Annotated in this window: 21 protein-coding genes; all 21 read right to left on the bottom strand. The window is 67.9% G+C overall.

Features of this window, described 5'->3' with window-relative positions:
* Positions 1-69 precede the first annotated feature (69 nt).
* Positions 70-1,533: an NAD(P)/FAD-dependent oxidoreductase gene (locus AB4Y72_RS02705; RefSeq protein ID WP_441424635.1), complete on the bottom strand. Its 1,464-nt coding sequence runs from the start codon at positions 1,531-1,533 to the stop codon at positions 70-72.
* 38 nt (positions 1,534-1,571) lie between these two features.
* The gene (locus AB4Y72_RS02700) at positions 1,572-3,002 is read right to left on the bottom strand and encodes a S8 family serine peptidase (RefSeq protein ID WP_441424634.1); all 1,431 of its coding nucleotides are present in this window, start codon (positions 3,000-3,002) and stop codon (positions 1,572-1,574) included.
* Between the two features lie 80 nt (positions 3,003-3,082).
* Positions 3,083-4,051, bottom strand: coding sequence for a Ppx/GppA phosphatase family protein (locus tag AB4Y72_RS02695; protein WP_441424633.1), 969 nt, complete (start codon positions 4,049-4,051; stop codon positions 3,083-3,085).
* Positions 4,048-4,773: a DUF501 domain-containing protein gene (locus AB4Y72_RS02690; protein ID WP_441424943.1), complete on the bottom strand. Its 726-nt coding sequence runs from the start codon at positions 4,771-4,773 to the stop codon at positions 4,048-4,050. The genes AB4Y72_RS02695 and AB4Y72_RS02690 overlap by 4 nt, the downstream gene beginning before the upstream one ends.
* Before the next feature lie 137 nt (positions 4,774-4,910).
* Entirely contained in the window at positions 4,911-5,705 is a 795-nt protein-coding gene (locus AB4Y72_RS02685) for a septum formation initiator family protein (protein ID WP_441424632.1), read from the bottom strand.
* An 86-nt stretch (positions 5,706-5,791) separates the two neighbouring features.
* Positions 5,792-7,072 (bottom strand): phosphopyruvate hydratase, encoded by a 1,281-nt coding sequence (eno, locus tag AB4Y72_RS02680; protein ID WP_441424631.1) that lies wholly within the window; start codon positions 7,070-7,072, stop codon positions 5,792-5,794.
* Between the two features lie 194 nt (positions 7,073-7,266).
* Positions 7,267-7,872: a MazG nucleotide pyrophosphohydrolase domain-containing protein gene (locus AB4Y72_RS02675; RefSeq protein WP_441424942.1), complete on the bottom strand. Its 606-nt coding sequence runs from the start codon at positions 7,870-7,872 to the stop codon at positions 7,267-7,269.
* Positions 7,873-8,014: 142 nt separating this feature from the next.
* Positions 8,015-9,184, bottom strand: coding sequence for an adenosine deaminase (locus AB4Y72_RS02670; RefSeq protein ID WP_441424630.1), 1,170 nt, complete (start codon positions 9,182-9,184; stop codon positions 8,015-8,017).
* A 32-nt stretch (positions 9,185-9,216) separates the two neighbouring features.
* Positions 9,217-9,966 (bottom strand): DedA family protein, encoded by a 750-nt coding sequence (locus AB4Y72_RS02665; protein WP_441424629.1) that lies wholly within the window; start codon positions 9,964-9,966, stop codon positions 9,217-9,219.
* 141 nt (positions 9,967-10,107) lie between these two features.
* Positions 10,108-10,788 carry a DedA family protein gene (locus AB4Y72_RS02660; protein ID WP_441424628.1) on the bottom strand — a complete coding sequence of 227 codons (681 nt, stop codon included), beginning with the start codon at positions 10,786-10,788 and terminating at the stop codon, positions 10,108-10,110.
* 199 nt (positions 10,789-10,987) lie between these two features.
* Positions 10,988-12,319 (bottom strand): thymidine phosphorylase, encoded by a 1,332-nt coding sequence (locus AB4Y72_RS02655; protein WP_441424627.1) that lies wholly within the window; start codon positions 12,317-12,319, stop codon positions 10,988-10,990.
* Positions 12,316-12,720, bottom strand: coding sequence for a cytidine deaminase (locus tag AB4Y72_RS02650; protein ID WP_441424626.1), 405 nt, complete (start codon positions 12,718-12,720; stop codon positions 12,316-12,318). Before AB4Y72_RS02650 ends, AB4Y72_RS02655 begins: the two co-directional genes overlap by 4 nt.
* A 2-nt stretch (positions 12,721-12,722) precedes the next feature.
* Positions 12,723-14,039 (bottom strand): ABC transporter permease, encoded by a 1,317-nt coding sequence (locus tag AB4Y72_RS02645; protein ID WP_441424625.1) that lies wholly within the window; start codon positions 14,037-14,039, stop codon positions 12,723-12,725.
* Positions 14,036-15,436: an ABC transporter permease gene (locus AB4Y72_RS02640; protein WP_441424624.1), complete on the bottom strand. Its 1,401-nt coding sequence runs from the start codon at positions 15,434-15,436 to the stop codon at positions 14,036-14,038. The genes AB4Y72_RS02645 and AB4Y72_RS02640 overlap by 4 nt, the downstream gene beginning before the upstream one ends.
* Positions 15,429-17,081, bottom strand: a complete 1,653-nt coding sequence (locus AB4Y72_RS02635; RefSeq protein WP_441424623.1) for an ABC transporter ATP-binding protein — start codon at positions 17,079-17,081, stop codon at positions 15,429-15,431. Before AB4Y72_RS02635 ends, AB4Y72_RS02640 begins: the two co-directional genes overlap by 8 nt.
* A 162-nt stretch (positions 17,082-17,243) precedes the next feature.
* The gene (locus tag AB4Y72_RS02630; RefSeq protein ID WP_441424622.1) at positions 17,244-18,350 is read right to left on the bottom strand and encodes a BMP family lipoprotein; all 1,107 of its coding nucleotides are present in this window, start codon (positions 18,348-18,350) and stop codon (positions 17,244-17,246) included.
* Positions 18,351-18,684: 334 nt separating this feature from the next.
* On the bottom strand, positions 18,685-19,710 hold the full coding sequence (locus tag AB4Y72_RS02625; protein WP_441424621.1) for an NADP-dependent oxidoreductase: 1,026 nt from the start codon (positions 19,708-19,710) through the stop codon (positions 18,685-18,687).
* The gene (locus AB4Y72_RS02620) at positions 19,707-20,138 is read right to left on the bottom strand and encodes an organic hydroperoxide resistance protein (protein ID WP_441424620.1); all 432 of its coding nucleotides are present in this window, start codon (positions 20,136-20,138) and stop codon (positions 19,707-19,709) included. The genes AB4Y72_RS02625 and AB4Y72_RS02620 overlap by 4 nt, the downstream gene beginning before the upstream one ends.
* 51 nt (positions 20,139-20,189) lie before the next feature.
* Positions 20,190-20,654, bottom strand: a complete 465-nt coding sequence (locus tag AB4Y72_RS02615) for a MarR family winged helix-turn-helix transcriptional regulator (RefSeq protein WP_441424619.1) — start codon at positions 20,652-20,654, stop codon at positions 20,190-20,192.
* A 128-nt stretch (positions 20,655-20,782) separates the two neighbouring features.
* Positions 20,783-21,982: an amidohydrolase gene (locus AB4Y72_RS02610; protein ID WP_441424618.1), complete on the bottom strand. Its 1,200-nt coding sequence runs from the start codon at positions 21,980-21,982 to the stop codon at positions 20,783-20,785.
* Positions 21,983-22,077: 95 nt separating this feature from the next.
* On the bottom strand, positions 22,078-23,211 hold the full coding sequence (locus AB4Y72_RS02605; RefSeq protein WP_441424617.1) for a mannose-1-phosphate guanylyltransferase: 1,134 nt from the start codon (positions 23,209-23,211) through the stop codon (positions 22,078-22,080).
* Positions 23,212-23,361 lie beyond the last annotated feature (150 nt).

The following is a 23,361-nucleotide window of genomic DNA, read 5'->3' as shown; positions in this document are numbered from 1 at the left end:
CGACGGCGGCCGCTCCCCCGGAGGGGAACAGCCGCCGTCGTAGGGCAACCGCCAGCTACCTGGCAGGAGTTACTTGGCGTCGGCCGAAACCGATTCCTTGGTCGCTGTCTGGGGATCGGCCTTGGCCTCGGGCTTGGCAGCTTCCGGGGCAGCGGCCGGCTTCGGGGCCGGAGTCGCCGCGGCCACGAAAGCGCCGCGCGGGTTGTCCAGGTCCATCAGCTGCGTGGTGTCGCGGCCCAGGAAGAAGGACCACAGCCAGCCGGAGATCACGCGGAGCTTGCGCTCCACGGTGGGCATGGCCAGGCCGTGGTAGCCGCGGTGCGCCAGCCAGGCCAGCGGGCCCTTGAGGCCGATGCGCCCGATCAGGTTGATGTTTGCGACGCCCTTCCATTGGCCGAAGCCGGCGACGGCGCCCAGGTTCTTGTGCTTGTAGTCCTTGAGCGGCTTGTCCCAGCGGGAAGCCCACAGGTTCTTGGCCAGGCGCTTGGCCTGGCGAAGGGCGTGCTGGGCGTTCGGCACGCAGGTGCCGTCCGGGAGGCCGCTGCCGGTGAGGTCGGGAACGGCTGCGACGTCGCCGGCAGCCCAGGCGTTCTCGATGATGCCCTCGTCGCCTGCGATGCGCAGGTCGGCCAGGACGCGGACGCGTCCGCGCGGCTCGAGCGGGAAGTCGGTGGAGCGGACCATCGGGTTGGCCTGCACACCGGCAGTCCAGACCAGGGTGTCAGACTCGAATTCCTGGGCCAACGACTTGTCCGGCAGGTTGATGAGCTTCAGGGAGCCCTCGGCGTTGTCGAGGGAGGTGTTCAGCAGGACCTCGATGCCGCGGCTGCGGAGGTGCTCGACGACCCATTCGGCCTGCTTCGCGGTGACCTCGGGCATGATGCGCCCCATGGCCTCGACCAGGACGAAGCGGACTTCCTCCTGCTTGACGCGCGGGTTGTTCTTGACCGCGGCGCGGGCGAGGTCTTCCATCTCGGTGATGCACTCGATGCCGGCGAAGCCGCCGCCTACGACGACGAATGTCAGGGCGCGGGCACGCTCGACGGGGTCGGTCATGAGGGAGCCGGTCTCGATGCGCTCAAGGACGCCGTTGCGCAGGGCGACGGCCTCTTCGATGGTCTTCAGGCCGATGCCCTTCTCCGCGAGGCCCTTGATCGGGAACGTGCGGGTGATGGCGCCGGCGGCCAGGACGACGTCGAAGTAAGGAACCTCGAAGTTGTCGCCGCCGTCGGAGGGGGCCACCACTGCCGTGCGGTTGGCGTGGTCGATCGAGGTGACGCGGCCCTGGATAAGTTCCGTCTGCTTCAGGTGCTGACGGTGCGAGACGACCGCGTGGCGCGCCTCGATGTTGCCGCCGGCAACTTCGGGCAGGAAGGGCTGGTAGGTCATGTAGGGCAGCGGATCGACGAGGGTGACGATGCCACCGGCATTCGCGATCTTTTTCTGCAATTTGAGGGCTACATACAGGCCGACGTACCCGCCGCCGACGACGAGTACCCGGGGACGGTCCTGGAGCTGAAGGGAGGATGCCATGCGTCAAGAATACCGTAGTTTGTGAAAACCTTCACTAACTATGACGGGCTGCCGGCGTCCACCGAATCGACGGCCCCTGGTCCGGCCTCCGGAGGTCCGGCGGGTCCGTCTCCTGGCGGCTTCCGCATGGCGGCGCGCAGCTGGAGGGCCGCGGCCACCAGGATGCCAACGAACAGGCAGCCGAAGCCCAGGACAACCATGGCCGGCACAGCGCTGTCCAGCTGGGACGGCTTCTCGGCCACCGGCACGGTCGGCTCCGGCAGCGTGGGCGCCGCGCTGGAGGGCGCGGGCGCCGCGGCAGGAGCCGTTGCGGCCAGGTTTCCGCGCCGGTGGACCCGGATCCACTCCGAAATCGACCCCAGCGGGTTGACCTTCGACTCCGGAACGTCGGCCTTCAAGGCGGCCTCGGCGTCGAGCACCCCGAACCCGTAGAGCGGATCCTTGCCCGGCACCCCCGCGTCCTTGGCCGTGCTGACAATCCTGTTGATGACCTGGCTTGCGGACATCTCGGGCCATTTGGACCGAATGAGGGCGGCGACGCCTGCCACGATCGGGGTGGCACCGGAGGTGCCCGCCCACTCCGCGTAGCCGCCGGCGGGGGTGCCGCCGACCAGGTCCTCGGCGGGGGCGGCAACGCCGATGCTGATGCCCTGGGACGATGCGTCGACGCTGGCAGTTCCTGCGCGGTCCAGGCCCGCGACCGTCAGCACACCGGGAATCGTGGCCGGTGCGCCGACCTGGACGTTGCCGCCCACGCGGTTGCCAGCAGCGGCGACGATCACGACGTCTTTCTGCTCGGCGTAGAGGAAGGCCGCGTCCCAGCTCTGGGGCCATTCCGGCGACGTGCTGCCGAGCGAGATGTTGATGACGCGGGCGCCGTTGTCGACGGCCCAGCGCACCGCCTCAGGGATCTGGTCCTGGTCGCTTTTGCCGCCGGGGTTGGCGGACCCGAGCCAGGTGGAGACGGACAGCAGCTCGGCCTCAGGGGCAACGCCGACGATTCCGTCAGGGCCAACGGCGGCGCCAGGGGCGGCGCTGGGTGTGGCGCTGGCACTCGGTTTGGCAGTCGCTTTGGCACCCGGTTTGGCCGTGGCCTTGGGGGGCTGATGTCCGCGCCCGGCGAGCATGGTGGCAACCAGGGTTCCGTGCTCGGGTTTGGCGCCGATGCCCTGCTGGCCGTTGGCACTGCCGGCGCCGGAGATGTCGGCTCCCCCGGTGAGCACGCCCGCCAGGTCCGGGTGCCTGCCGTCCACGCCGCTATCAATCACGGCGACTTTGACCCCGGCGCCCTTGGATACCTGCCAGGCTTTGGTGATGCCGGATTCGGCAAGCCAGTATTCCTTGTCCCGCCAGGAATCAGCGTGGGCGGGTGCGGCCACAGTCAGCGCCGCCGTGGCCATGCCGCCGGCAAGGGCCAAGGCCGTCAACGCGGAGGCGGTCCGGCGGCGCCGGGCTGTTGCTCTGGTCATTCAGGTCCTATCGGCGGATGCGCCAGCGGCACAGGCACTCTCTCGGTTCGCAACGGCTGGTATCCAGCTGCGGGGCAGATTCAGCTGATGCTGAGGGCAATTCCGTCAAGAATATCGTGTTCGGACGTTACGGCAGTCGCAATGCGCCCGGCAGTGACGTCGGCCAGACGCTGCAGCACCCTCCGCCACACGAGGCCGCCGGCGCCGATCACGTCCACCCGCCCGGGGTGCATGAACGGCAGAGCGGCCCGGTCCTCCCTGGTCATTTCGAGCAACTCGGTGCACGCCTTCCGGACCTCGTCCAGGTCCAGCTCGGTGCCGTGGATTGCGGCCGGCGAATACTCCGGCAGGCGCAGCGCATGCGCCGTGATGGTGGTGACAGAGCCGGCCACGCCGACGACGACGGTGGCGCGTTCCAGCGGTACGGTTTGTGCCGCCTCGCTGATGGCGGCATCGACGTCGGCCTCTGCCGCCGCGATCTGCTCCGGGGTGGGCGGGTCGCTGCGCAGGTGCCGTTCGGTCATCCGGACGCAGCCGACGTCGACCGACCGGGCGGCGATGACGCCGCCGGCGTTGCCGAGCACGAACTCCGTGCTGCCGCCGCCTAGATCCACCACCAGGACGGGGCTGTCCCCGCGGGAGGGCAGGACACTGCTCGCACCGGCGAATGACAACGCGGCTTCCTCGTCCCCGGTGATCACCTCGGGCTCGACGCCGAGGATGTCGCGGATGCCGTCGACGAAGACCTGCCGGTTGCTGGCATCACGGGTGGCGGAGGTGGCCACGAAGCGTACCCTCTCGGCGCCGTGTTCGCGGATGAGGGCGGCGTAGTCCCTGGTGGCCGCGAAGGTGCGGTCGAGCGCTTCCTGGGCGAGTTCACCAGTGGAGTCCACACCCTGCCCCAGCCGCACCACGCGCATTTCCCGCACGACGTCGGTGAGCCGCGGTGCGCTGTGGTCGCCCAAGCCGGGGTTCACGTCTGCACTGACATCTGCGATCAGCAGGCGGATGGAGTTGGTGCCGCAGTCGACGGCCGCGACCCGGGTCATTTGGACTCCCCCGCGTCGTCGGCGGCGGTGGCGTCCGTGGTGCCGGAGGCGGTGGCGTCGCCGGCGGGATTATCTGCCGTGCGGGACTTGCGGACGGGTGCGGGCCGGCCCACGATCTCCGGCAGGCCCTGCGGTCCGTGGCGGCTGAGGTCACGGGAAGGGACCTCTCCCCCGGTGTCCCAGGCGCCGTCGCAGTAGCAGCGGTCGGCCGTCCACCATTCGGCGATAGCGGCGATCGCCTCGTCGCCGAGCGGGTTCACGCCCGGACCGGCGGCCAGCGAGTGGCCCACGAGGACGTGCAGGCACTTGACGCGGGTCGGCATTCCGCCGGCCGAAATGCCGTCGATTTCCGGAACGGCGCCGATCCCGGACCGGGCGCCGATCGCGGCACGGGAGGCCAGATAGGCCTCGTGGGCGGCGCGGTAACGCCCCGCCAGGAGCACATCGTCCTCGAGCCGGCCGTTCATCTCGTTCATCAGCCCGGCGGCCTCCAGCCGCGACACGGCGGACGTGATCACCGGATGGGTGAGGTAAAACGTGGTGGGGAACGGCGTACCGTTGCTCAGCCTCGGTGAGGTGGCGGCCACCAGCGGGTTTCCGCAGATGCAGCGGGCCGGGATTTCGACGACGTCCCGCACCGGCCGGCCCAGTTGGCGGCTGAGGACCTCGAGGTCGTGCGGCGACGGCTGCCGGGAGGCCTCCGGAGCGCCTGCCCCGTGCAGGGACGCCGGGGGCTGCGCTGCCTGCGCGCCCGTCTGGTTCGCTCGGGTCTCGTCCGCTCGGTTCTGGTCCACGGGGGTGGCACCTTCCTGCCCTGTTCTTAGGCTGTCCGCGGGACAACCGGCGGCGGGCGCCGCTTCTAGTCTGTTGCCGACCGCCTGATGGATTCCCAGAGGGAGTCCACCCAGGGCAGGTTGGCCGGGTCTTGTGCTGATGCTGAACCCGCTGTGCCACTGGACTGCGCTGCAGGAAGATCGCTGCCGAAGACCCAGTAGCCCGTCTCTCCGGGCATAACCATGTTAATGCGGTCGCGGGCCTGCTGCTTGACGTAGTTGGGGTCCTGCCACCGCGACACCTGGCGCTTGAGGTCTTCCTGCTTCGCCTGCTTAGCCGCCAAGTCGGCCTGCAGCGCCGCGATTTCGGCGCGTTTGTCGAGGAAGATCTTGACCGTCGGCGCGAGCAGGATGGTGATGGCAATCATGACGACGCCGAGGGCAAGCAGCCGGCCCGAGAACGCCTTGGCCGGTACGGGGTCGAGGGTTTCGTCAGGGTCCGCTGCGCCGGCCTTGCGCGGTGCACCGCCACCCGCTTTCCCGTCGGGCTTCCCGGCGGCGGGCCGGGTTCCGGAGGGCGTTGCCGGTCCCCGGCTGCTCGCGGCTGTGGGCTTCGGGGCAGAGTGGTTGGAGGCTGGGGCGTTTGAGGCTGAACCGGCTGCGGCGCGGCCCGCTGCGGGTGCTGCCCCCGACGTGCCGCGCGGCGTGTTGGCGGAGGTGGCGGGCGCCGGAGCGGCGCCGCCGCGGGGGCCGCCGAAGTCCGCTTGGATGACGTCGCCGCCGTCGACGGCTGTCCCCAAGCCTCCGGCCGCAGGCCTGACGGCGTCAGTCTTCGGGGCCGCGGGCGTAGCCCGGGGAACATTGGGGCGTCGGGTAGCCATGTCACTCCTTCAAAAGCGGACCAAAAACAGAACCGGTGGCCATGGTCTTTCAACCATAGCCACCGGTCAGCGGTTTTCGCGGCTAACTAGCCTTTGAAACGCGGGAACGCGCTGCGTCCGGCGTACCGTGCGGCGTCATCGAGTTCTTCTTCGATGCGCAGCAGCTGGTTGTACTTGGCGACGCGCTCGGAACGGGCCGGGGCGCCCGTCTTGATCTGTCCGGCGTTGGTGGCAACGGCGATGTCCGCGATGGTGGTGTCCTCGGTCTCGCCGGAGCGGTGCGAGGTGATGGTCGTGTAACCCGCACGCTGGGCGAGGGAGACGGCGTCCAGGGTCTCGGTCAGGGAACCGATCTGGTTGACCTTCACGAGCAGCGAGTTGGCGGTCTGCGAATCGATGCCGGTCTGGAGGCGCTCGGGGTTCGTGACGAACAGGTCATCGCCTACGATCTGGACCTTGTCGCCGATCAGGTCGGTGAGGGTCTTCCAGCCTTCCCAGTCGTTCTCATCCAGCGGATCCTCGATGGAAACCAGCGGGTAGTCGGCAACGAGCTCGGCGTAGTAGGCGCTCATCTCGGCGGAGCTAAGGGCCTTGCCTTCGAACTGGTAGGCGCCGTCGGTGAAGAATTCCGAAGAGGCAACGTCCAGGGCCAGGGCGATGTCCTTGCCCGGGGTGTAGCCGGCGTTCTTGATGGCTTCCTGGATCAGGTCCAGGGCAGCCCGGTTGGAGGGCAGGTTCGGGGCGAAGCCGCCCTCGTCGCCGAGACCGGTGGAGAGGCCCTTGGCCTGCAGGACGGACTTGAGGTTGTGGTAGACCTCGACGCCCCAGCGCAGGCCTTCGGAGAAGGTCTCTGCGCCGATCGGGGCGATCATGAATTCCTGGATGTCGACGTCGGAATCGGCGTGCGATCCACCGTTGAGGATGTTCATCAGCGGCACCGGCAGGACGTGCGCGTTGGGGCCGCCCAGGTACTTGTACAGCGGCAGGTCCGCGGACGCGGCGGCAGCGTTGGCGACCGCGAGGGACACGCCGAGGATGGCGTTGGCGCCGAGCTTGGACTTGTTGGCCGTGCCGTCGAGGTCGATCATGGCCTGGTCGATGCTGCGCTGGTCCGTCGCGTCAAACCCGATGAGGGCCGGGGCAATCTGGTCGATAACGGCGTCGACTGCCTTCTGGACGCCCTTGCCGAGGTAGCGGCCCTTGTCGCCGTCGCGGAGTTCAACGGCCTCGTGCTCGCCGGTGGAGGCGCCCGAGGGAACTGCCGCGCGGCCGATCTGGCCGTCGGAAAGCAGGACTTCAACTTCTACGGTCGGGTTGCCGCGGGAATCGAGGATCTCGCGGGCGTGGATGGCATCGATAAGCGCCATGGATATGCTCCTTTGGGTGAAGCGATCTGCAGGGAATCTGACTGCTGGGAATCTTGCTGTACATCACGTACGAAAAGCCGACGTCGTCGTCGCTACTAGCGTAGTCGAGAGCGGCATAAGTTACGGAAACCTATCCAGTACCCGGACGTCATCCTGCTGACGCCGCCAAACGCCGGAGGACACAGGGCCGGGCGCTACTGCGCCGGTGGCAGGGAGCCGCGGCCGTCCTGGAAACGGCGGAGGGCTCCGCGGAGGGCCCGCTCGGCGTCGAGGCCTGCCGCCCGGGCGCCCGCCACGATCCCGAACAGCATGTCGCCGAGTTCCTCCTCGGTTGCCGGGACGCGGGCGGCGGTGCCGGCGGCGGTTTGGCCGGCGGCCGGTGCCGGGTTCGCGCGTTCAGCCCTGTCCAGGAGCTTTTGGGCCCGTGCAAGGGCCGGAAGCGCGGCGGGCACGCCGTCGAAGACGTGCCCGCGTTCCGGTTTTTCGGCCTTCTTGACGGCATCCCATTTGAGCACAATCTCCTCCACCGTGGCCGGGAAGGAATCCTGCAGCGAGCCGTCGGGCCGGAACACGTGCGGGTTGCGCCGGATCATCTTGGCGGTCAGGCCGGCGGCGACGTCGCCCAGGTCAAAGGCACCGCGTTCCTCGGCGAGCCTGGCGTGCAGGACCACCTGGAGCAGGACGTCCCCCAGCTCGGACTGCAGCTCGGCATCTCCACCGGCCGTCTCGATCGTTTCGGCGACCTCGTACGCCTCCTCGAGGAGGTATTCCACGAGGGATTCGTGGGTGAGGGCGCCCATCCAGGGGCAGTGCTCGCGCAGGGCGGCAATCGTCCCAATCAGCTCCGCGACCTCGCCAGCGCGGCCCGGGACCCCGGCTGATGTGGGCCCAATCAGCTCCGCGACCTCGCCGGCGGGCCCCTGGATGGGTGACGCGTCCTCGTTAGCCAAGGTCGGAGTAGGCCTCGTTGATATATTCCACCAGTGCTTCCTTCTCCTCGAGCGGGAGGAACGCAGCCTCGGCCGCGTTCAACGTCAGCTCCAGCAGGTCGTCGAGGTCGTAGTCGAAGGTCTCGACGAGGAGCTCGAACTCGTCCGTGAGCGTCACGCCACTCATGAGGCGGTTGTCGGTGTTGATGGTGACGTTGAAGCCGAGCTGGTAGAGCATGTCCAGCGGGTGGCTTTCAATGCCCTCGCCGAAGCCGGCAATGGCGCCGGTCTGCAGGTTCGACGACGGGCAGATCTCCAGGGCGATGCCGCGGTCGCGGACCCAGCTGGCAAGCTCGCCCAGGGTCACCATGCCGATGGTGTCGCTGACCTCCACGCTGGAGCCGTCAGCGTCCTCCCAAGACTCGCTGTCCTCTTCGAATTCGATGGTGACGTCCTCGGCGATCCGCACACCGTGGCCCAGGCGCAAGGCCCGGCCGTCCACGAGGGCCGACTGGATGCTGTCCAGGCCGGCGGCCTCGCCGGCGTGCACGGTGGCCGGGAAGTTGTGCTGGGCGAGGTAGGTGAAGGCGTCCCTGAAGCGGGAGGGCAGGAAGCCGTCCTCGGCGCCGGCGATGTCGAAGCCGACGGCGCCGTTGTTGCGGTGGCGGACCGCCAGTTCGGCGATCTCCTGGCCGCGGTCGGCGTGCCGCATCGCGGTGATGAGCTGGCCGACCTGGATGTCCCGGCCGGTTTCGGCGACGGCGTCCACGCCGGCTTCCAGTCCGGCCTGCACGGCCTCCACCACGTCGTCCAGGCTCAGGCCCTTCTGCAGGTGCTGTTCGGGGGCCCAGCGCACTTCGCCGTAGACGACGCCGTCGTCAGCGAGGTCTTCGACGAATTCCTTGGCGACTCGGAACAGGCCTTCCTTGGTCTGCATCACGGCGATGGTGTGGTCGAACGTCTCCAGGTACCGGACCAGGGAGCCGGAATCGGCGGACTCGCGGAACCACTCCCCCAGCGCGACGGGGTCGGTGGACGGAAGCGTGTGGCCGACGGCCTCGGCAAGTTCAATGATGGTCGCCGGGCGGAGCCCGCCGTCCAGATGGTCGTGAAGGGAAACCTTGGGGAGGACCTTCAGGTCGAAGTCGAGGTCAGGGGCAGCGTCAGGATTAGTCTCAGTCACGTTCCAACCATAGGGTCGCTGGCCGCCGGAAGCTACTTTCTGGACGCTCCGGCCTCAGTGGGCGGCACGGCGAGCACCTCGCCGTGCCCCTCGGGAGCGTGCCCCCGGGGAGCGTGCCCCCGGGGAGCGTGCTCCCCGCCGGGCGCTCCGCCGGCCGGGACCGGCCGGGCGTCGTTGCGGCCGAGGCGCTGGTGCCACCAGCGCAGGAGGTGGTCGATCAGGATGCCCAGCACGATCGCGAACACCACGGCAATCCCCGCGCTGAGCAGCGGGTTATGGTGCAGCCACGGGAAGGAACTGGCCAGGACGCCGATGCCCAGCGAGTAGGTGACCCACGTGAGGCACGCGAAGGCGTCCAGGAAGAAGAACCGCCGGTGCGGAAACGCCGTCGTGCCCGCCACATAGTTGACGGCGACGCGGCCCCACGGGATGTACCGGGCCGTGAAGATCAGCACGGCACCGCGCTTCTCAAGTTCGTAGTTTGCCCACCCGAAGACCTTTTGGACCTTCGGCTTGCGCATCCAGCGGAACCGCTCAAGGCCGATCGTCCTGCCGAGCATGTAGGCCACGTTGTCGCCCGCAATGGCTCCGACGAGCGCCGTGAGGCCGAGGATCCAGAGGTTGGGCTGGCCGCTGTGCAGGGAGTACGCCGCAAGGGCAACGATGAGGGTCTCGCTGGGGACCACCATCGCGAAGCCGTCCACAAAGAAGAAAGCCAGCAGAAGGGGGTAGATCCACCACTGGCCAGCGGCATGGAGCACGGCCTCGTTAATGAACTCCATGCGGGCGGTGCTCCTTGATGAATAGGAACGGACAACTAAGCCGTAACGAACCTTTGGTCACAAACGGGTAAGGCCGGGCGAACCGCGGCCAGCGCGTGACCCAAATCGTTCCTAAGTGTCCCACGGGCGGGGCCGGGTCCGCTACGGTCCGGACGGCGGACGTTTGGCAGGCGGCCGTTCGGCCGGCGGAACCGACGGCAGCGGCTCTGCCGGCATCGCCTCCTCCGGGGTGCGGCCGCGCAGCCTGCTGCTGACGAAGTCCACGGCGATGCCGAGGACGATTGCGCAGACGACCGCGATGGCCGCGCCCAGGACGTGGTTTTCCTCGAACCACGGGCCGACGAACAGGCCGATTCCCACGGAGTAGCTGGCCCACAGCAGCGCCGAGAGCACCGTCAGGCTCATGAATCTGGCCCGCGGATAGCGCGTGGCGCCGGCGGTCAGGTTAACGGCCACCCGTCCGATGGGGACGAAGCGCGCTACGAGGATCAGCGACGCCGGACGTTTCCGCAGTTCCCGCCCGGCCCAGACGAAGGCCAGCTGCATCCGGCGGCCGCGCATCCACGCCCAGCGCTGCGTTCCGGTGCCGCGGCCGATCAGGTAGGCGAGGTTGTCGCCCAGGAACGCGCCGGCGGCGGCGGTCACGATCAGGAGGACGGGATTGGGAACACCGGCGGTCGCGGCGACGGCGGCCAGGCCTACCACCACCGATTCGCTCGGGATCGGCGGGAAGAAGCCGTCGATCACGCAGCAGGCAAAAACGAGGACGAGCACCCAGGGTTGCCCTGCGGCGGCGAGGATGAAGTCGTTGATTGCCTGCACAGTTTCCTAACGCGCGGCGGGGCCTGATAGATCCGTCAGGCGCAGACGAGGCCGGAGCCCCGCCTGCGCCCGAAGGGTACTGCTGTTGAAGGGTACTGCTGTGGAGTCAGTGTACCGCCGGCCCGCCCGCCACTTGCCCAATCACCTGTGGCGGTTAACCCCGGGCAAAGTCAAGTGGTCGGGGCAACGGGGGTGCGGGCTAGGCGATGCGGTCGATGATGAGCATCTGCGCGGGCCGGGATCCCTCGGGAGCGATCACGGCGGCGTGTTCGAGCGCTTCTTTGGCCCGCTGGAACTTCTCCGGGGTGTCCGTCAGGAGGGTCATGAGCGGTTCGCCGGCCTTGACCGTGGCGCCCGGCTTGGCGTGCATCCGCACCCCGGCGCCGGCCTGGACCTGATCCTCCTTGCGGGCGCGTCCGGCGCCCAGCCGCCAGGCCGCGACCCCAACCGCCATCGCGTCGAGCTCCACCAGGACACCGTCGGCGGGGGCGTAGATGACCTCGGACTCCCTGGCTACCGGGAGCTTGGCGCGCGGGTCCCCTCCCTGCGCCTCGATCATCCGGTTCCAGACGTCCATGGCACGGCCGTCGCGCAGTGCGGCGCGCGGATCGGCGTCGTGGACGCCGGCGCACGCCAGCATTTCCTCCGCGAGCCGGACGGTAAGTTCGACGACGTCTTCCGGACCGCCGCCGGCGAGGACCTCGACGGATTCCTCGACCTCGATCGCGTTGCCCGCGGTGAGGCCCAGGGGCGTGTTCATGTTGGTCAGCAGGGCAACAGTGTTGACACCGGCGTCCTTGCCCAGCGCCACCATGGTCTCGGCCAGTTCGCGGGCGCGGGCCTCGTCCTTCATGAAGGCGCCGCTGCCCACCTTGACGTCGAGCACCAGCGAGCCGGTGCCTTCGGCGATCTTCTTGCTCATGATCGAGGACGCGATCAGCGGGATGGCCTCAACGGTGCCGGTGACATCGCGCAGCGCATAGAGCTTCTTGTCCGCCGGGGCCAGTCCCGCGCCGGCGGCGCAAATGACCGCGCCGACGTCCTGGAGCTGGTCCAGCATTTCCTCGTTGGTGAGGTCCGCCCGCCAGCCCGGGATCGATTCGAGTTTGTCCAGCGTGCCGCCGGTGTGGCCCAGGCCGCGGCCCGAAAGCTGCGGCACGGCCACGCCGAAGACTGCCACGAGGGGTGCCAGCGGCAGGGTGATCTTGTCCCCCACGCCGCCCGTGGAGTGCTTGTCGGACGTCGCCTTGACGCCGCCGTCGGGCCTCCGGAGGCTGGAGAAGTCCATCCGTTCACCGGAGGCGATCATGGCCGCCGTCCAGCGGGAGATCTCGGTCCGGTCCATGCCGTTGAGCAGGATGGCCATGTTCAGGGCGGCCATCTGTTCGTCGGCGATGGCGCCGCGGGTGTACGCGTCGATCGTCCAGTCGATCTGGGCGGGGCTGAGGACGCCCTTGTCCCGTTTGATGCGGATGATGTCGACGGCGTCGAACGCTTCGGAGTTGTTCGTGGTCTGTGCCGGAAGTGTCACCGGGGTTCCTCCAGGTGTTGGGGACCAAAGGCATCGGGAAGGACCTGGTCCATGGTCCTGATTCCCTGGGTGGTCATGAGCTCCATGTCCGGAGCCCTGAATTCGTAGAGAAGCTGGCGGCAGCGTCCGCACGGCATGAGGACGTTGCCGCCGGCGTCGACGCAGTAGAAGGCCCGGAGCAGTCCGCCGCCGGTCATCTGCAGGTTGCCCACCAGGGCACACTCGGCGCACAGGGTCAGCCCGTAACTGGCGTTTTCGACGTTGCAGCCGCTGACGATCCGACCGTCTCCGGTGAGGGCCGCGGCCCCCACCGGAAACTTCGAATACGGCGCATAGGCGTTCTTCATGGCAGACACTGCGGCGGCTTCGAGTGCTGCCCAGTCGACGATGATGCTGTCCATGCTCAGCCCTTGATGTACGGTATGCCGTCGGCGGCCGGCGGCCGGGAGCGGCCGACGAGGCCGGCCACGGCAAAGACGGTCACGACGTACGGGAGCATGGCCATGAACTGGCTCGGCACCGGGGTGCCGATGATCGTCACGATGCTCTGCAGGTTGTCGGCGAAGCCGAACAGGAGCGCTGCGAAGAACGCCCCGATCGGGTTCCAGCGGCCCAGGATCATGGCGGCGAGGGCGATGAAGCCGCGGCCGCCGGAGATTTCCTTGGTGAAGCTGTCGATCGCCACAAGGGTGAAGAATGAGCCGCCGATGCCGGCCACGGCGCCGCCGAGGGTGACGTTCCAGAACCGGGTCGCGTTGACCTTGATGCCCAGGGTGTCGGCCGCCTGCGGGTGCTCGCCCACGGCGCGGACGCGCAGGCCCCACTTCGTTTTGAACAGGCCGATCCAGATCACAATGACGGCGACATACATCAGGTAGCCCACGACGGACTGCTTGAACAGGATGGGCCCGATCACGGGAATGCCGGACAGGACCGGGATGTCGATGATGGGCAGCCGGCCGGGCGAGTTGTACTTGTCCGGGTCCGACTGCATCACGGTGGTGAACAGGAAGCCGGTGAGGCCGGAGACCAGGACGTTGAGCACGACGCCGACGATGATCTGGTTGACCACGTACTTGATGGCGAACAGCGCCAGCACCATCGAGACCAGGGCGCCCGCCACGGCTGCGGCGAGCAGGCCCGCGTAGGGGTTGTGGGTCACGCTGGCGACGAGCGCGGCAGTGAAGGCACCGCCCAGGAGCTGGCCTTCGATGGCGATGTTCACGACGCCGGCGCGTTCGCACAGCACACCTGACAGGGAGCCGAAGACGATCGGCACGGCGAGCGTGACGGATCCGGCGATGAGGCCGGCCAGCGAGATGCTGGGGGTCCGGGCGCCGCCCACCACCCAGATCAGGAAGGCGACCACGAACACGACCGTGAACACGGCCGGCAGCCAGCGCGGCGGCCGCCGGTTTGCCCTGACCTTCAGGACCAGGGCGTAGCCCGCGAGGCCCAGCAGGATCAGGGAGAGCACCATCCCGGAGAGGAAGGCGGGTACTTCGATCGCCGGCAGCTGGAAGAAGTCGCCGCCGGAGGAAACCCCGAACTTGGCGGTTCCTTGCGGGCCCAGCAGGCCAAAGAAGATGAAGGCGATGACGGCCAGCACCGCCAGAGTGACGGGCAGCTTCCAGGTTACGGGCTTCGCGGACTGCGCCGGCCGGTGGTTTTTAGCCGGCTGGGGTTTCCCCTCTACGGGCGAGGTTGCTGTTGTGCTCATGCGGCACCTCCGGTGGTTGCGGCCTGCTTGGTTTTGCCGGCGGTCGCGGCCTTCTTCTTGCGCGGGTTGAGTCCGAAGATCGCCCGGACCAGGGGCGGCGCCGCGATGAACAGCACAATGAGCGACTGGACCACGAGCACGATGTCGATCGGGGTTCCGGTCTGGATCTGCATCTGGACGGCTCCTGCGCGGAAGGCTCCGAAGAGCAGGCCGGCGGCAAAGGTGCCCCACGGCGAGGAACGCCCGAGCAATGCCACGGTGATGGCATCAAAGCCGTAGGTCGCCGCGACGCCGTCGGTCAGGACTTTTTCGGTGCCGGCCACCTGCGCGACGCCGGCCAGGCCGGCCAGGCCGCCGGCAATGGTCATCACCAGGATGGTGGCCCGGGGCACGTTGATGCCGGCGGTCAGGGCCGCCTTGGGGTTTGCCCCGACGGCGCGGAACTCGAAACCAAGGGTGGAGCGGTTCAGCAGCCAGGAGACGAACACGGTGGCCGCGATGGCCAGCAGGAAGCCCAGGTGGAGGCGGTACTGGCTGCCGAAGAGCAGCGGGTACAAGGCGCTAGGGTCCAGGATGGGGGAAATCGGCGTGGTCTCCCCCGGCCGCTGGAACAACTGCGTGTCGAGCAGGTAGCGCAGGAAGTAGAGGGCGATGTAGTTGAACATGATGGTCACGATGACCTCGTGGGCACCCGTCCTGGCTTTGAGCACGCCGACGATGCCGCCCCAGACGGCGCCGCCGACGACGCCTGCCACGAGAACCAGCAGCAGGTGCAGGCCGACCGGCAGGTGCAGCGCGAAGCCGACCCAGGAGGCGAGGATGCCGGCCATGATGATCTGGCCCTGCGCACCGATGTTGAACAGGCCCGCACGGAAGGCCAGGGCGACGCCGAGACCCGCGGTGATCAGCGGGGTTGCGATGGTGAGCGTCTCCATGAGGGGCGCGAATTGTCCGGCCACTCCGGTGCCTTGCGGGTTGAAGACCGCGCCCTGGAAGAGTGCGACGTAGGAGCCGGTGGCTGCGGACCAGACGGCGGTGAGGAAATCACTGGGCCGGGCAAAGAGATAACCCGCGGTGGTGCCGACCACCTTGTCCGTCGCGGCAATGAGCAGGCCGCCGAGGACCAGCGCAAGGAGCACCGCCAGGATGGTCACGATGCCGTTGCCGGTGAAGATCTTGCGCATGAGCGACTCTTCTTCCGGGGCACCGGGGAGGGATCCGCTCTGGGCCGTGACCGGAACGGCCGAAGGCTGGTGGGCACCGCCCGCGGTGTCCAGCGCCACGACGAAGTCGGCATCGTCCTCGAGCGGCTCGGGCTCCACCTCGGTGGCTTGGGCTGCCGTAACCCGGTCCGGGTCCGGTACGGCCGCGGACCGCGGCTCGGTGTTCTCACTCATGGTGGTCTCCTACGGCGCCGGAGCTGGGCTCCTGCACGGACGGGGCGGCGGGCGCCGGGTTCGTTGCTGGGGGGTCGGCCGGGGTGCCGGCGGGGTCTTCCGGGAGGGACTGCGGGTGCTTGCCGGCGGCGTCGGCCTTGGCTTCGTCCGGGGAAACCCCGGCCATCATCAGGCCCAGGACGTCGCGTCCGGTGCCGGCCGGGACGATCCCGACCAGCCTGCCCTTGTACAGCACGGCGATCCGGTCAGCGAGTTCAATCACCTCGTCCAGTTCGGTGGAGACGATCATGACGGGGGTGCCGTGGTCCCGCTCCGCGACGATGCGCTTGTGCAGGAACTCGATGGAGCCCACGTCCACGCCGCGGGTCGGCTGGGAGGCGATGAAGAGTCGCAACGGCCGGGAGAGTTCCCGGGCCATGACGACCTTCTGCTGGTTGCCGCCAGACAAGGTGCCGGCTGCGAGCGAGCCGGACGGGGTGCGGACGTCGAATTCTTCGATTCGGGTCTTGGCGTTCTCCAGGACCTTGGCCGGGCTCATGCTGATGCCCTTGGCGAACGGCGCCTGGTCGTAGCGGTCCAGGATCAGGTTCTCGGCGATGGAGAACGTGCCGATCAGGCCGTCGAGGGAACGGTCTTCCGGGACGAATCCGACGCCGGCGTTGAGGACGTCCTTGACGCTGCGGCCCAGGAGTTCCTCTCCGTCGAGGACGATCGAGCCGTGGGCCCGCTCGTGCAGGCCGAGGATCGCCTCGGTGAGTTCCGTCTGGCCGTTGCCCTGGACGCCCGCGATGGCGAGGATCTCGCCGCGGGCGATCCCGAAGCTGAGACCGTCCACGACGTGCTGGCCGGTGGGCGCGATGACCGTCAGGTCCTTGACCTCGAAAGTGGTCTCCTGCGGCGTGGCCGGTGCCTTGTCCAGGGTCAGGTTCACGGCCCGGCCCACCATCATGGACGCCAGCTCGGTGGTTGAGGCGCTGGGGTCGGCCGAGCCCACCACCTTGCCGCGCCGGATGACGGTGATGGTGTCCGAGACGGCCTTCACCTCGCGGAGTTTGTGGGAAATGAACACGATCGAGGTGCCGTGGCTCTTGAGCTGGCGCATGATGTCCAGCAGTTCGTCGGTGTCCTGCGGGGTCAGCACGGCCGTGGGCTCGTCAAGGATGAGCACTTTGGCGTCGCGGACGAGTGCCTTGATGATTTCCACCCGCTGCTGCACGCCCACCGGGAGGTCTTCGATCAGTGCGTCGGGGTCGACGTCGAAGCCGTAGCGGTCGGAGATCTCCCGGATCTTCCGGCGCGTGTCTTCAAGGTCCAGGAATCCGCCGCTCTTGGTGGTTTCCGCGCCCAGCGCGACGTTTTCCGCGACGGTAAAGACGGGAACCAGCATGAAGTGCTGGTGCACCATGCCGATGCCGGCGGCCATGGCGTCGCCGGGTCCGCGGAAGGTAACCGGTTTGTCATCGACCAGGATTTCGCCTTCGGTGGGCTCGTACAGTCCGTAGAGGACATTCATCAGCGTGGACTTGCCAGCGCCGTTCTCACCGAGCAGACAGTGAATCTGCCCGGGCTCAACAACCACATCGATGTGATCGTTGGCTACCAGGGAGCCGAAGCGTTTAGTAATGCCCTTGAGTTCAAGTTTCAAAACTCTGACCAATCTCGAGGTGTCCGGAAGGCTTGGTCCGGACGTGAAGTGGGGGCTGCAGCACCAGCTTAGTGCCTGCTCGCAGGCACTACGGGCCGCAACGAAAAGCGCCACAGCCCGTGCGGTGGTGACCGGACGGGCCGTGGCGCTTAGCGGAGGAAGTTAGGCCTTCGGGCTGGCTGCGGATTCAACCTTCAGCTTGCCGCTGGCGATGTCCTGCTTGATCTGGTCCAGCTCGGACTTCAGTTCGGCCGGAACCTGGGAATCCATGTCGTGGAACGGAGCCAGCTGGACGCCGTCGTTCGCGAGGGTGCCAACGTACGGCTTGTTGGTGAACTGGCCGTCCTTGTCCTGCTTGACGACCGTCTCGACGGCCTGGCCCATCTGCTTCATGACGGAGGAGAGCATGATGTCCTTGTAATCCGGAGCCGTGAGGAAGCCGTCGGAGTCGACCCAGATGAGCTTGACGTCCTTGCCTGCTGCCTTGGCTTCCTGCAGGGCCGCGGCCGCACCCTTGCCGACCGGACCGGCGACGGGCATCACGATGTCGGCGCCCTGGTCAAGGAAGTTCTGGGTGAACTGCTTGCCCTTGTCCTGCTTTTCGAAGTCGCCGGTGAAGGAGCCGTCCTGCTTGGCCTTGTCCCAGCCCAAGACCTTGACGTTCTTGCCCTTCTTCTCGTTGTAGTACTTCACGCCGTCGGCGTAGCCGTCCATGAAGATGGTGACCGTGGGGATCTTGATGCCGCCGAAGGTGGCGACCGTTCCGGTCTTGGTGGTGCCCGCGGCGAGGTAGCCGGCGAGGAACGCGGCCTGGGCCGTGTCGTAGATGATCGGCTTGACGTTGCTGATCGGCTTGTCGTAGCCGAAGTCGATGATGGCGAAGTGCTTGTCCGGGTTCGCGGTGGCCTGGGACTTGGTGGCGTCACCGAGCAGGAAGCCGACCGTGATGGTCAGGTTGCAGCCGGCGGAAACCATGGCGCGCAGGTTCGGCTCGAAGTCGTTGTTGGTCTTGGACTCGGCCTGGTTCATCTTGAGGCCCAGCTCCGACGTGACCTTCTTCAGGCCCTCGTAGGAGGACTGGTTGAACGACTGGTCGTCGAATCCGCCCGAGTCCGAGACGATGCAGCCCTTGTAGTTGCTGGCCGTGTTCGTGGGGGTGCTGGCCTCAGGGGCGGCCCCGCAGCCGGTCAGCAGGAGTGCAGCCGCACCCGCGGTGGCGACGCCGGCCATTGTTCCGCGCTTGACGGTGGCACGCAGAGAGTTCTTCAATTTTCCTCCAGGAAGAAAGAGTAGGCGCTACGACGGGAGCTCAATGAGTGACTGTCTGCGGTATTCCGCCGAATTCTGTTTTCACTGATGGATTCGCAGCACTGCGCCAAGGCGCACTGATGTAGCTACTTTAGTGTCCTGCGACACGTCCACATAGCACGCTTCACAGCATTTACACAGATTGTTGAGAACTTGTTACCTAGTGGTAGCCGGCGCCTTCCCCCCGGCACAGAAACAGCCGGAACAGGGCGGGAACGCAGACGCCTCCGGCGCCGACCCCCTGCGGGGAGCCGGCGCCGGAGGCGTCTGGGTGCATCGGCGGAGCGGCGCCGGGCTACAGCCGGACGAGCATCTTGCCGGTGTTGGCGCCGTCGAGCAGGTCCATGAAGGCCTGCGGGGCGTTCTCCAGCCCGTCCACCACGGTCTCGTCGTAGCTGATCGTCCCGTCGGCGAGCCAGCCGGACACGGCCTCGACGAACTCAGCCATGTGCTGCCAGTAGCCGTTGACGAGGAAGCCCTTGAGCGTCAGCTGCTTGCCGATCGCCAGCATGAGGTTCCGCGGCGCCGGCGTGGGCTCGGTGGCGTTGTACTGCGAAATGGCGCCGCACATGGCCACCCGGCCGCCGACGGTGAGCGCGGACAGCGCCGCCTCAAGGTGTTCGCCGCCGACGTTGTCGAAGTAGACGTCAATCCCGCGGTCTCCGGCAGCCGCGGCGAGCTGTTTGGCCACCGGGCCGTCGTGGTAGTTGAACGCGGCGTCGAAGCCGAGTTCGAGGAGCCGGGCCACCTTCTCCGGCGAGCCCGCGCTGCCGATCACGCGGGACGCGCCCATGGCCTTGGCGATCTGGCCCACGAGCGAGCCGACGGCGCCGGCGGCGCCCGAGACGAAGACGACCTCGCCGGGCTTGAACTCGGCGACCTTGAGCAGGCCAGCGTACGCGGTCAGGCCGGTCATGCCGAGGGCGCCGAGGAACGCCGAGGCGGGGGCCAGGTCCGTGCGCGCAAGGGTGGTGGCAGCGGCATCGACGACGGCGTACTCCCGCCAGCCGAGGCTGTGCACGACGGTATCGCCCACGGCACGCCCGTCGGCCCGGGACGCGATGACCTCGCCGACGGCGCCGCCGTCGAGCGCCGCGTCCAGCGCAAACGGCGCGGAGTAGGACTTGACGTCATTCATGCGGCCGCGCATGTAGGGGTCAACCGAGATGAAGAGGTTGCGCACCAGGACCTGGCCGTCCTGCAGTTCGGGCAGCGGCGACTCGGCAAGGCGGAAATTCTCCGGCACGGGCCGGCCGTGCGGGCGGGATGCCAGCTGGATCTCGCGGCTGGTGGCGGGAAGGGTTTCGGTGTTGGTGCTCATGCGGCGACCTCCAGGATCGTGATGTCTACAGTGATGTTGCCTCGGGTGGCGTTGGAATACGGGCAGACCTCGTGGGCTTTGGCCACGAGGGTCTCAGCGGTTTCGCGGTCCAGGGCGGGCAGGGCAATCTCGAGTTCGGCGGCGATGCCATAGCCGGCACCGCCGTCCAGGGCACCGAGGTGGATTCTCGCCGCGACGGCGGAATCCGTCAGGTCCGCCTTGTGCTGGCGGCCGACCAGGCGCAGGGCCGAGTGGAAGCACGCGGCGTAGCCGGCGGCGAACAGCTGCTCGGGGTTGGTTCCTGCCCCGTCGCCGCCGAGTTCCACCGGGCTGGCCAGGGTGACGCTGAGCTTGCCGTCCTTGCTGACGGCGGTGCCGTCGCGGCCTTCGCCGGAGGCCAGGGCCTCGGCTGTGTAGAGGGTCTTCATGGGTTCCGTTCTGTCGGTGGGACAAAGTCTGGGACGAAGGGGGTCAGCAGCTCAGCGGGCCGCGTGCAGCGCCTCGGACAGCCGGCCCAGAGTTTCCCGGAGCTGGTCCAGTTCCGCGGGCGTGAGTCCGGCGGCGTCCGCCAGCCGTTGCGGGATGCCGCTGGCTTTGGCACTGAGTGCGGCCCCGGCGTCGGTCAGGAAGATTTCCACGCGGCGCTCGTCCTCGGCCGAGCGGCGGCGCTTGACGAGGCCCAGCGCTTCAAGCCGTTTGAGCAGCGGCGACAGCGTTCCGGAGTCGAGTCCGAGCTCCTCCCCCAGGTCGCGGACGCTGCGCGGTTCCGCCTCCCACAGCACCAGCATGGCGAGGTACTGCGGGTACGTCAGGCCGAGCTCCTCCAGCATGGGCCGGTAGACGGCCGTGGCGGCACGCGAGGCCGAGTACATGGCAAAGCACACCTGCCGGTTCAGCCGGAGCGCGTCCGAACCGGTCTTGCAGGCGTCTTCTGGCGTGGTCATGCTTCCACGCTACTGCACAATTAGCTTGCACGCAATTCAGTTGTGCACAATTCATTCGCACACAACCTAAGTGCGCCGGCGCGGCCCGACCCCGCGCGGCGCCCGGGGCGGAGTGGATGGGGAACGGGTTAGAGGTCGCGAATGGTGCGCAGGGCCGCCGCCGTGAGCACCTGGATGCCGAGGCCAAGCGCCCGCTCATCAACGATGTAGTCGCCGCGGTGGAGGTCGTACTCTTCGCCGCCGGGGGTCTTGGTGCCCAGCCGCATCATGGCGCCCGGGGTGTCGGCCAGGAACCACGCGAAGTCTTCCCCGCCCATGGACTGCGGGGTCAGGACCACGGCGCTCTCGCCGATTTCGGCGCGGGCGGCGGCCTCGATCACGGCCATCTCGTGTTCGGAGTTGACCACCGGGGGGACGCCGCGGGTGTGTTCCAGATGCACGTCCACACCATAGGGCTCGGCAATCTGGCGGACGACGTCGTCGAGCAGCTCGCCGGCGTCGTGCCAGGCCTCGCGGTCCAGGCACCGCAAAGTGCCGGCCATGTAGCCGCTGCCGGGGATGGCGTTCGGTGCCGACCCTGCGGAGATCTGGCCCCAGACCACTGATACGCCGCTGCGGACATCGACGCGGCGGGACAGTACGGCCGGAACGTTGACCGCGATCTGCGCCAGGGCGAAGACCAGTTCTTCGGTCAGGTGCGGACGCGACGTATGGCCGCCGCGGCCGGAAAGCTCAATCTTGATGGTGTCCGAGGCGGAGGTGATGGCCCCGATCCGGGTGCCGATCTTGCCGACCTCGATCCGGGGGTCGCAGTGCAGCGCCAGGATGCGCGGCACGCCTTCCAGGACACCCTGCTCGATGCAGGACGTGGCTCCGCCGGGCATGGTTTCTTCGGCGGGCTGGAAGATGATCCGGATGGTCCCCTGCAGCGGCGACTGTTCGTGCATGCGCTGCAGGACCAGGGCGATGCCGAGCATGGTGGTGGTATGGACGTCGTGGCCGCAGGCGTGGGTCACGCCGTGGTTCTTCGAGGCGAACTCCAGGCCCGTTTCCTCGATGATCGGCAAGGCGTCGATGTCCCCGCGCAGTGCGGTGGCGATGGGGCCCTGCCCGACGTCGACGGTCAGGCCGGTGCCTTCGAGGCGCCGTGGCTTGAGCCCGGCTTCCTCGAGCCGCTTGGCCAGCTTGTCGGTGGTGCGGAACTCTTTGAACGACAGCTCGGGGTGAGCATGGAGATCGCGGCGGAAAGCGATCAGCTCCGGCAGGAGGGGCTTCAGCCACGGCCCCACAAGAGTCGTTGGCTCAGCTTCAGTCGAGTAGTTGCGCACGGAACAACTCTATCCAGCGAACAACGAATAGCGGCATCGGGAACGGCGCGTTACGGATTACTGAACACCGGACGCCAGGATTGGCACTCTCACGCCTACAGGACGTCGGTGTCGCCCTTGGCCTTGATCGCATCCACGGCCTGCTTGACCCGCTGCGAGTGCTCCTTGGTGGTGACCAGGAGGGCGTCCGGGGTGTCGACGATCACGACGTCCTTGATGCCGATCAGGGCGATCACCCGTTTGGTATCGGAGACCACCACGCCGCTGGCGTTCTCGGTGAAGACGCGCGCGCCCTCCCCCAGCACCGTGACCTCGTCGACTTCCTTGGCGCTGTTGAGCCGGCCCACGGAGGCAAAGTCCCCGACGTCGTCCCAGCGGAACGTTCCGGGCACCACGGCGACGTCGCCGGCGGCGGCAGCGGGTTCGGCGACCGCGTAATCGATGGCAATCTTCGGCAGCGTCGGCCACACCCGGGCCGTGACGGCGTCGCGCTCCGGGGTATCCCAGGCCTTGGCGATTTCCTGCAGTCCGGCGAAGAGCTCGGGCTGGTTGGCTTCGAGGTGCTTGAGCATCAGCGAAACCGGCGCCACGAACATGCCCGCGTTCCAGACGTAGTCCCCGCTGTCGATGTACTGCTGGGCGACTTCCTCGCTGGGCTTCTCCACGAACTCCACCACGGACTGCGCATGGGGCGCGTCCGGGATGTGGAGGTTCGCGCCGGAGCGGATGTAGCCGAATCCGGTGGACGGGTGGGTGGGCTTGATGCCAATGGTGACGATCTTGCCCGCGGCCGCGGTGTAGACGGCCTCACGCACGGCGGCCTGGAAGAGGTCATCCGGGCTGATGACCTGGTCCGCGGCAAAGGAGCCCATGATGGTATCCGGGTCCCGCTCATGGAGGATGGCGGCGGCGAGGCCGATCGCCGCACCGGAGTCCTTCGGCTCGCTTTCGAGCACCAGGTCGGATTCCAGGACCTCGGGCAACTGGCGGCAGACGGCGTCCCGATGGGCGGCACCGGTGACCACCAGCACGTGCTTGCCGGCGACGGGCTGGAGGCGGTCATAGGTGGCGCGCAGCAGCGTGCTGCCCGAACCGGTCAGGTCATGCAGGAATTTCGGGGCTGCTGCCCGCGACAGGGGCCAAAGGCGGGTCCCCACCCCGCCCGCCGGAATAACCGCCATAAAACGGTCCAGCGGCGAATCCTGGCTTGTCACTTTGTCTGTAGTCATCACCGCTACTTTAGCCGACACCGCCCAGATCACCCCTGATTGGGCCGGAATCCGGCCGTTTCGGCCGCCCTGGGCGCCCCCGAATGTGGCGTTCGTCTCAAAACGGACGGAAAACCGCGCCGGGGCCTGTCAACAACGGGTTCCCAAATT

The sequence above is a fragment of the Arthrobacter sp. YAF34 genome (assembly GCF_052113245.1).
GTDB lineage: Bacteria > Actinomycetota > Actinomycetes > Actinomycetales > Micrococcaceae > Arthrobacter.
This window is presented reverse-complemented; position numbering and strand designations above follow the sequence as displayed.